This window comes from Bacillota bacterium (assembly GCA_024655925.1).
GTDB lineage: Bacteria > Bacillota > DTU025 > DTU025 > JANLFS01 > JANLFS01.
Window position 1 is genome coordinate 11085 of the sequence record JANLFS010000033.1, and the last position, 8070, is coordinate 19154.

Below are 8070 nucleotides of genomic sequence, written 5' to 3' on the forward strand. Positions count from 1 at the left end.
GACCCGGCGGAGCTGACTGAGGATACCGAGGCCGGGTCCTCGAGCGGAAACGACAGGACGTCGGTGGGGCCCGGTATCCCTCGGTAAGTTTCGTTCAAGGAAGCGATCTCTTCGTCGTCAACAAAGGAGACTGTCACTTCGAGATCGTCGCGCCCAAGTGTCCTTATGAGTGTAATTTGAACTGCCTCCCTTATGGTGTCTTCAAGATGTCCCCCGATCTGCACTTTCCGCTGCCGGTTCACTATCTCCACTGTCAAGAACGATCTTCCTCCCCTCCGCCTCCCGCGTCTCTTTCGGCAGGAGGTCCGGGTACTCCACTCTCTCATGGTAGACCCCGGAGAGCACATCCATGAAGGCGGATTCTATAACATGGAGGTCCCGCAGGGTCAGGTTGCACTCGTCGAGCTGCCCATCAGTGAGCCTCTCTCGAATTATCTTCCTGACGACGCTGTTGACCTGCCAGGGTGAAGGCTCAGCCAGGGCACGGACTGCGGCTTCAGTGGAGTCGGCCAACATCACGATGGCCGCCTCCTTAGTCTGAGGTTTGGGGCCTGGGTACCTGAAGTCCTTCTCTTCAACACACAGGTCCTTCTCACTCTCCGTGGCCCGGTAGTAGAAGAAGGACACCAGGCTAGTCCCGTGGTGTTGCTGTATGACATCGACAACAGGCATCGGCAACCGGTACTGCCTGGCCAGATCCACCCCGTCCTTGACGTGCGACGTTATGATCAGAGTCGACAGAGACGGGTTGATCCTATCGTGCGGGTTCCCCTGAGTGAACTGGTTCTCCGAGAAGAAGTACGGCCTTCTGAGCTTCCCACAATCATGGTAGAGCGCCCCCACTCTGACCAACAGCGCGTCAGCTCCGACCGCCTGCGCCCCCGTTTCGGCCAGGTTGCCTACGAGGATAGAATGATGGTAGGTACCCGGAGCCTCCAGAAGCAGCCTTCTGAGCAGAGGGTGGCCTGGGTTCGCCAATTCCAGGAGGCGCAGCGGAGACGTCACGCCGAAGATCGCCTCGAAAAACGGCAGAGAACCCAGGGTCATCACGGTCGATATTATACCATTGACAATGCCTAGATACCACCTGCCAACAATCTCCGGTTGTCCGAAGGCGAAACCGTAGAACACGGATGTCGCCACCGCCGCAGCACTCACCGACACCACCGCCCGGGTCATGCTCGCCCGGTCCCGAGAACCGGGAACGCTGTAAGCTCCGGCAGCTCCCGCCATCAGCGCGGTGAGGGCGGCAAACATGTCCCCGTGGAGCAGGAACCCGACCAGAATGGAGACGGTCACATTCGCCACTAGTGCCATCTCCAGGGACAGGAGAGACGAAATAACCATAGCCGTGAACGCGACAGGCACCAGATGTGGAGCAGCATCAGGCGCCACTTCAGCCAGGACACTTGCCGTCGCCAGAGTGATGATGCCTGTCACAGAGATCAGCACAAGAGCGCTCCTGCTCGAAGAGGCGTGAGGGCTGAATGTCCTGATGTACAGGGCGGAGTACCCTATCGCCGCCGCAGTCACAGCGAATATGCCGAGCCACACCTTGATGCTTCCTCGGGACCCCAGAACCCCGAGGTCTGTCAGGATCGCTATGTGTTCCTCAGTGGCAGGATCGCCTTTTCTGATGACGCTCTGCCCTTTCTGAATGTAGACGGGTTGCACCCGGCTTGCCTGTTCCTCAGCAGCGCGTTCCACAAGCCCCAGGTCAAGTGAGAGGTTAGGGGTGAGCGCAGCCACCACCACACGGGACACGGGTTTTATGACATCTTCGGGCAGGCCCAACCGGCTGAGGTCCTCCGGGATCCCCGATGCGACCGAGGGGATGTTGGCCTCGGTGATCCTTACATTGCGCATAGTATTGCCTACGAGGGACACTGCAGTTTCCCTGGCTTGTTTGAACAAGGGCTCGTCCATTGCAATGAACTGGACCAGATCCTCCCACGAAATCGACAGGCCTCCGGCCTCGCGCAGACGCTGCTCAGCTCCCTGTGCCGCGTTCGTGGTGCTAGATGCGGCGTCCGCCCGAGCAGCCTCGATCGCGTCGAAGACCTCTTCCACCGACTCCTCTGCCACATAGGAGAAAGCCGGGTTGATCTGGTAATTCGCCGCAGAGCTGGGAGCGTTCCGCAGGAACGTACGCCTTGCCTCATCCTGCAACCGCTGGGTGGCCAAACGGTTCACTATGCTGCGGTGGGCCTGAATGTCGCGTTTTGCTGGGCTACCCACCTCCAGCACAACTGTCCGCGGGAGGAGGACTGTGGAAACCACGAAAGAGGACACCACCACCGCGGCCAGGGCGATGACCAATCTGTTCCCGGCTATGCTGCCGAGTCTCCCGAGGAGACGCGTGGCCTTCCTCTCCCGCGATGGTTCGGCCATCTAGTCTCACCTCTCATCGGTCCTGTCTTCTGCGTGGTCCACCCGCCCAGTGTCGAACTTCTCGTACGCCCGGATTATCTTCTGGACCAACTCGTGTCTGACCACATCTTGGTCAGTCAGGTATACGAACTCGATCCCCTCTATGCCTGCAAGGACTGTCTGGACCTCCTCGAGCCCCGAGAACCGCCGGCGAGGGAGGTCTATCTGAGTGATATCCCCGGTGACCACTGCTTTAGATGAGAACCCCAGCCTTGTCAGGAACATCTTCATCTGCTCCGGGGTGGTGTTCTGCGCCTCGTCCAAGATGATGAAGGAGTCATCGAGGGTCCTCCCGCGCATGTAGGCAAGGGGCGCTATCTCTATCACTCCCCGCTCCCGGAACTTCTCGAAGACATCGATCCCCAGGATATCGAACAGAGCGTCATATAGCGGCCTCAGGTACGGGTCGACCTTCTCCTGAAGATCCCCCGGCAGAAACCCCAACTTCTCTCCGGCTTCCACGGCAGGCCGGGTGAGGACTATCCGGCTGACCTCCTTGGCCTTCAGAGACGCGATTGCCATCGCCATGGCAAGGTAGGTCTTGCCGGTCCCAGCCGGTCCAATTCCAAATACGATGTCGTTCTTCCTCATGGCATCCACGTACTGCTTCTGCCCAATGGTCCGCGCCCTGATCTGCTTTCCGCGGGCTGTCACCTGGATCACATCGCCCAAGACGGAAGCCAGTGTCTCAGGCTTCCCGCTCTGGGCAAGCATCACTGCATACCTGGTCTCGCGACCAGACACCCGGTTGCCGGACCTGACCGCGGTCTGCAGATCGGCCAGGACTCTCATGGCCTTGTCCACTTCTCCCTGAGGTCCGACGACGGTGACCTCATTGGCTCGTGCGACTATCTTGCACCCCAGAAGCCTCTCCACGAGTTTCAGGTTCTCATCCCTGTTGCCGAAGACCTCCATGGCTTCGGCGATGTCAACCGCGTGGAACTTGGCCTCGACCACTTGCGCGTTCAAATGCGACTGTTCCCTCCTAAATCCTGGCCTTCCCTCTCGACCGGGACTGCAATCTCCTCCAGAGTTTCCACTATCACGCGCACCCGGACCTCGTCCGGCTCCAGGGCTTCATCAGAAACCGACACGTTCGTTGCCATGATCCGAACGTCCTCAAGCAGACCGCGACACGCGGCTTGGAGGGCAATGTCCCTCGCCATCACCAGAGCCTCCGCTCGTGAGAGCCTCACCTCTGAGACATGAATCTCATGCTGGGTGATGGTGGTGATTTCTACGGAAGCCTGCCCGTCCCTCTTTATATCGAACCTTCTGACAAGCTCCTCAGTATCGTAGGCGGCAAATCGCGGCCACGGTCCTACAGTAAACGATATGCGGCCGGCCCGAACCCGGTAGAAGGACCTGGACCTCCCAGTCCTGATGCGCTCCTGCACCAATAGCGGGACGGACGCCGACCCCTCATGCCACACGCGCGCCTGGACGAAGGCCCTTGCGTGGACGGGCTTCTCGCCATCACGCTCTGCAGGCCTTCCCCTTACCAGCACTTGTCCGGCGGTGACCGTGTCCCCCTCTGCCACCAAAGGGTCACCGGTGAGGAGGATGAGCCTGGATATCACCCCATCCACTCGCGCGACGATGTCTATTACACCCTCGGGCATCTCGGGAAGTGCCTTCTCGACGAGGCGGACTACCAACGAAGTGCCCTGGATCTCGACCCCTGCCCACGCCAAGCCCTCAACCGACCTCATCACTTCGCGCCTGAGCATGTCGCAGTCGATAGTCGACCTCCAGGCCCAACGCCTCGCGCCGAGCTCTTCCAGAACCCTCCGCACCTGCGCGGAATCAACAGATTCAGCCCCGACTACTTCCACAGTCCATACCACCGCCGAGAGGCCGTAGAGGGTGGCAAGAAAGATAACAACCCCGAGCGATAGGAGTTTCCTGGAACTCATGCGGGCGAGCAGAAAAGGGCCTCCCACCCGGGCATCGATGGTCGCCCGGCACCCGCACGCGGCGAGAAGCGGCCTGAGTGCCCTGTAGCCGTCCAGGCTGACCCGGGCCACCATGAACCCCGGGCCCGCCATGCTGATGTCCCACAACTCCACATGGTGCGTCGCAGCGAGGTTGACGAGTTTCTCTGGCATCCTGCCTGTGACTTTGATTATAACATATCCCCTGAGCCAAGCCCACAGGCCGGATCCTGCCACTTCAGGATACCTCCCAGCCCACGAACTCCAATGCCCGAAACCGTCCGTCCACGACTATCTGGTCGCGGCTGATGGCCCGGATGATCAAGCCAGATCCGGCGATCATCAGTTCTCCGCCTGGAGTCTGCACCCTGATCCGGCCCTGGGCGTACTCGGTGATACCTTTGTGGTTTTCCAGGACCAGCCTGGTGTTTCCCTGGAGAGTGACACGGGGGAGGTCGAGGGCGATGTCCTTCGGGATCTCGAGGAACTCCGAGACGCGGCCCACGATCCGCCTGGACCGACGTGGTTGCATCCGGCCACCTCCGATCGGGGTCCTCTATGGAGTGTATTCCCCCGCCTCGCACCTGATGCAGCCTATGTCTCGTCGGAAATGGCAGTCTGGGAAGTCAACCCTGCTGCAGGCAGCGTATGCCCGTCGGCGAGCAGTCTCGATGATGTCTCCTGTGGCGGTCACCGCAAGCACTCTCCCACCTGCGCTCACCAGCACTCCCTCACGGGAGGATGTGCCGGCGTGGAAGATGACCACCTCGGGTGGAAGGTCCGAAGGCAGGTGAATGGGAATCCCGGTGGGGTACGGTCCAGGGTACCCCGGGCTTGCCATCACCACAGACACGCACGCACTCGCCTGAAACTCGCATGCCGCCCCGGCGAGCTCACCGTGGCATGCCGCGAGAAGGAGATCCGCCAGGTCCGTCTCGAGCAACGGAAGGATCGCCTCAGTCTCGGGGTCGCCGAACCTGCAGTTGAACTCGAGGACCTTGGGTCCCTCCCGGGTCAGCATCAATCCAGCGTACAGCACACCGACGAACGGTGTGCCCGACCGGGCAAGCTCGGCCACGGCCGGCTCGAGGATCTCCCGATGCACCCGATCAAGACCTTCCGGGCTCAAATGCGGGGACGGCGCCACCGCTCCCATGCCTCCGGTGTTCGGCCCGGTGTCTCCGTCACCCACTCGCTTGTGGTCCTTGGCCGGTAAGAGTGAACACACGTGTTCCCCGTCACTGATCCCGAGCACGCTCACCTCAACGCCTTCGAGACGTTCTTCCAGGAGGATCCTTCCGGCGGACTGCGGATTGGCCCGGCAGAGCTCATAGACGGCCATCTCGGCCTCTTGGGCCGTCTCTGCCACCGCCACGCCTTTTCCGCCCGCAAGCCCGTCGAGTTTCACCACAACCTCCCCTCCCATACCCCGGGCGGCGGCCGCGGCTTCCTCAGGTGATGAGAATATCTGACACTGGGCGGTGGGGATCCCGGCCCGGACCATCAGCTCCTTCGCCCAGGACTTGGAGGACTCCACCCTGGCCGCAGCCTGCGTCGGACCGAAGGCGACGAGTCCCGTACGGGTCAGGGCGTCCACGATCCCGAGGGCAAGAGGGGCCTCGGGGCCCACAACTACGAGGTCACATTCCCTGCCCTGGGCGAAGTCGACTATCCCTTCAATATCTGTGACAGAGACCGGCACACACTGAGCCAAGGCTGCCATTCCCGGGTTCCCGGGGGCAGCGAAGATTGTGCCCACGTTCGGGCTTTGGGCCAGCTTCCACGCGATCGCGTGTTCCCTGGCGCCTGACCCAACCACGAGGACACTCAATGGATGCGACATGCCCTTGCCCCCTAGTGCCTGAAGTGCCTCATCCCGGTGAAGACCATGGCGATCCCCCGGGCGTTGCAGGCGTCGATGCTCTCTTGGTCGCGTACGGACCCGCCCGGCTGGATGATGGCGGTCACACCCGCCTCCGCCGCAGCCTCCACCGTGTCGGAAAACGGGAAGAAGGCGTCGGACGCCATTACAGAACCTGATGCGCGGCTGCCAGCCGCCCCGATCGCGATCCTGGCCGCACCGACCCGGTTCATCTGTCCTGCGCCGATCCCGACCGTGCCTCGCCCGGACCAGAGCACAATTGCATTGGATTTGACGTGCCTCACTACTTTCCAAGCACGCTCAAGCTGGGCAAACTCGTCCTCATCTGGGGTGCGCCTCGTGGGTACCGTCATCTTCGACCGGTCCAGCTTAGCCGTGTCTGGCTCTTGTGCGAGAAACCCGCCCAGCACGGACTTGATGTCGATTCCTGAGGGGTGAGCCATCGCCGCCTCAGGCATATCGAGGATCCTCAGAGCCGGCCGGCGGCCCAGCACCTCTACGGCGTCACCGTCGAATCCGGGGGCGATCACGACTTCCAGGAACAGCTTGGAGATCTGCTCGGCGACGGCTCTGTCGACTCGCCTGTTCACCGCGACTATCCCGCCGAAAGCCGAGACAGGATCTCCTTCAAGCGCGGTCATATACGCATCGAGAACGCTCTCCCCTACCCCCACTCCGCACGGGTTCAAGTGCTTGACTATGACTGCAGCAGGCTCCTCGAACTCCCTGACTGTCCGAACGGCAGTGTCAGCGTCGAGGAGGTTGTTGAACGAAAGCTCTTTCCCGCCGAGCTTGCGGGCGGACGCCAGGCCGGATGCCGGCCGTCCGGCATCTTGGTAGAAAGCCGCTGCTTGGTGGGGGTTCTCGCCGTATCGCAAAGACTGGACACGGATGCCACCGAAAACAAATCTGGCCCCGAGCAGCGCAGGGCCTTCAAGTCTGCGGGCTTGCCCCGCCAGGCGCGAGGAGAAGTAGGCTGCGACTGAAGCGTCGTATGCGGCGGTGTGAGCAAACGCCTCGGCCGCAAGTATCTCTCGGGTCTCCTGGGATACTTCCCCCCGCTCCCGTATCTCCTCCAGGATCGACGGGTAACGTGCAGGGTCCACGATGACCGCCACCCGCTCATGGTTCTTCGCCGCCGCCCTCAACATGGAAGGGCCTCCGATGTCTATGTTTTCCACAGTCTCCTCGTGGGTTGCGCCCCTCGCCACAGTCTGGTCGAAAGGATAGAGGTTCACGGCTACGATCTCAATGGGGTCAATCCCTGCTCGTTGGATCTGACTCATGTGGTCTGGAGTCTGCCTCGCAAGAAGGCCTGCATGTATCCGCGGATGGAGAGTCTTGACCCTTCCGTCCAGCATCTCGGGGAAACCCGTAACCTCTGACACTTCTGTGACCCGAACGCCTGCCTCCCCAAGCGCGCGGGCTGTTCCCCCCGTGGACACGATCTCGAACCCCACGCTCAAAAGACCCTGGGCGAACCCCACTACTCCTTCTTTGTCGTAGACGCTTATGAGCGCTCTCCGCTTGCCCAATCCCGAACACTCCCTCCCAAACAGAACCTCTTGATTACGTCCACCAGCAGGATGTGCTCCTGCTCCAGTATCCGCATGGATAGCGTCTCGACATCATCCCCCGGCAGCACAGGGACGACCCGCTGGTCAATGATGGGTCCGGTATCCACGCCGCGGTCCACAAAATGGACGGTGCAACCGGTGTATCGGACGCCGTGTTCTAAGGCCTGCCTCTGCGCATTGAGCCCCGGGAACGAAGGAAGCAGCGATGGGTGGATGTTTATGACCCTTCCCTCGAACCTCGAAAGGA

The 8070-nt window shown here is 61.3% G+C and carries 8 protein-coding genes; all 8 read right to left on the minus strand.

Annotation, left to right across the window (positions count from 1 at the left end):
* Window positions 1-251, minus strand: a 251-nt coding sequence (gene ybeY, locus NUW23_06825) for an rRNA maturation RNase YbeY (protein ID MCR4425893.1), incomplete at its 3' end; no start/stop codon positions are given.
* Window positions 202-2391, minus strand: coding sequence for an HDIG domain-containing protein (locus NUW23_06830; protein MCR4425894.1), 2190 nt, complete (start codon window positions 2389-2391; stop codon window positions 202-204). The genes NUW23_06830 and ybeY, both read right to left, overlap by 50 nt.
* A 6-nt stretch (window positions 2392-2397) precedes the next feature.
* A complete protein-coding gene (locus tag NUW23_06835; protein MCR4425895.1) occupies window positions 2398-3345 on the minus strand; it encodes a PhoH family protein in 948 nt (315 codons plus the stop codon).
* Window positions 3346-3395: 50 nt separating this feature from the next.
* Window positions 3396-4601 carry a sporulation protein YqfD gene (gene yqfD / locus NUW23_06840; protein MCR4425896.1) on the minus strand — a complete coding sequence of 402 codons (1206 nt, stop codon included), beginning with the start codon at window positions 4599-4601 and terminating at the stop codon, window positions 3396-3398.
* A 1-nt stretch (window position 4602) separates the two neighbouring features.
* On the minus strand, window positions 4603-4896 hold the full coding sequence (yqfC, locus tag NUW23_06845) for a sporulation protein YqfC (GenBank protein ID MCR4425897.1): 294 nt from the start codon (window positions 4894-4896) through the stop codon (window positions 4603-4605).
* A 24-nt stretch (window positions 4897-4920) separates the two neighbouring features.
* Complete coding sequence (gene purD, locus NUW23_06850) at window positions 4921-6207, minus strand: phosphoribosylamine--glycine ligase (GenBank protein ID MCR4425898.1); 1287 nt, start codon at window positions 6205-6207, stop codon at window positions 4921-4923.
* Window positions 6208-6218: 11 nt separating this feature from the next.
* Window positions 6219-7781, minus strand: coding sequence for a bifunctional phosphoribosylaminoimidazolecarboxamide formyltransferase/IMP cyclohydrolase (purH, locus tag NUW23_06855; GenBank protein MCR4425899.1), 1563 nt, complete (start codon window positions 7779-7781; stop codon window positions 6219-6221).
* On the minus strand, window positions 7757-8070 hold a 314-nt coding region (locus NUW23_06860), incomplete at its 5' end, for a hypothetical protein (GenBank protein MCR4425900.1). The genes NUW23_06860 and purH, both read right to left, overlap by 25 nt.

Coding starts and splice junctions, on each gene's coding strand:
- NUW23_06830 (MCR4425894.1), bottom strand. CDS start 2,391: ATGGCCGAACCATCGCGGGAGAGGAAGGCCACGCGTCTCCTCGGGAGA.
- NUW23_06835 (MCR4425895.1), bottom strand. CDS start 3,345: ATGGAGGTCTTCGGCAACAGGGATGAGAACCTGAAACTCGTGGAGAGG.
- yqfC (MCR4425897.1), bottom strand. CDS start 4,896: ATGCAACCACGTCGGTCCAGGCGGATCGTGGGCCGCGTCTCGGAGTTC.
- purD (MCR4425898.1), bottom strand. CDS start 6,207: ATGTCGCATCCATTGAGTGTCCTCGTGGTTGGGTCAGGCGCCAGGGAA.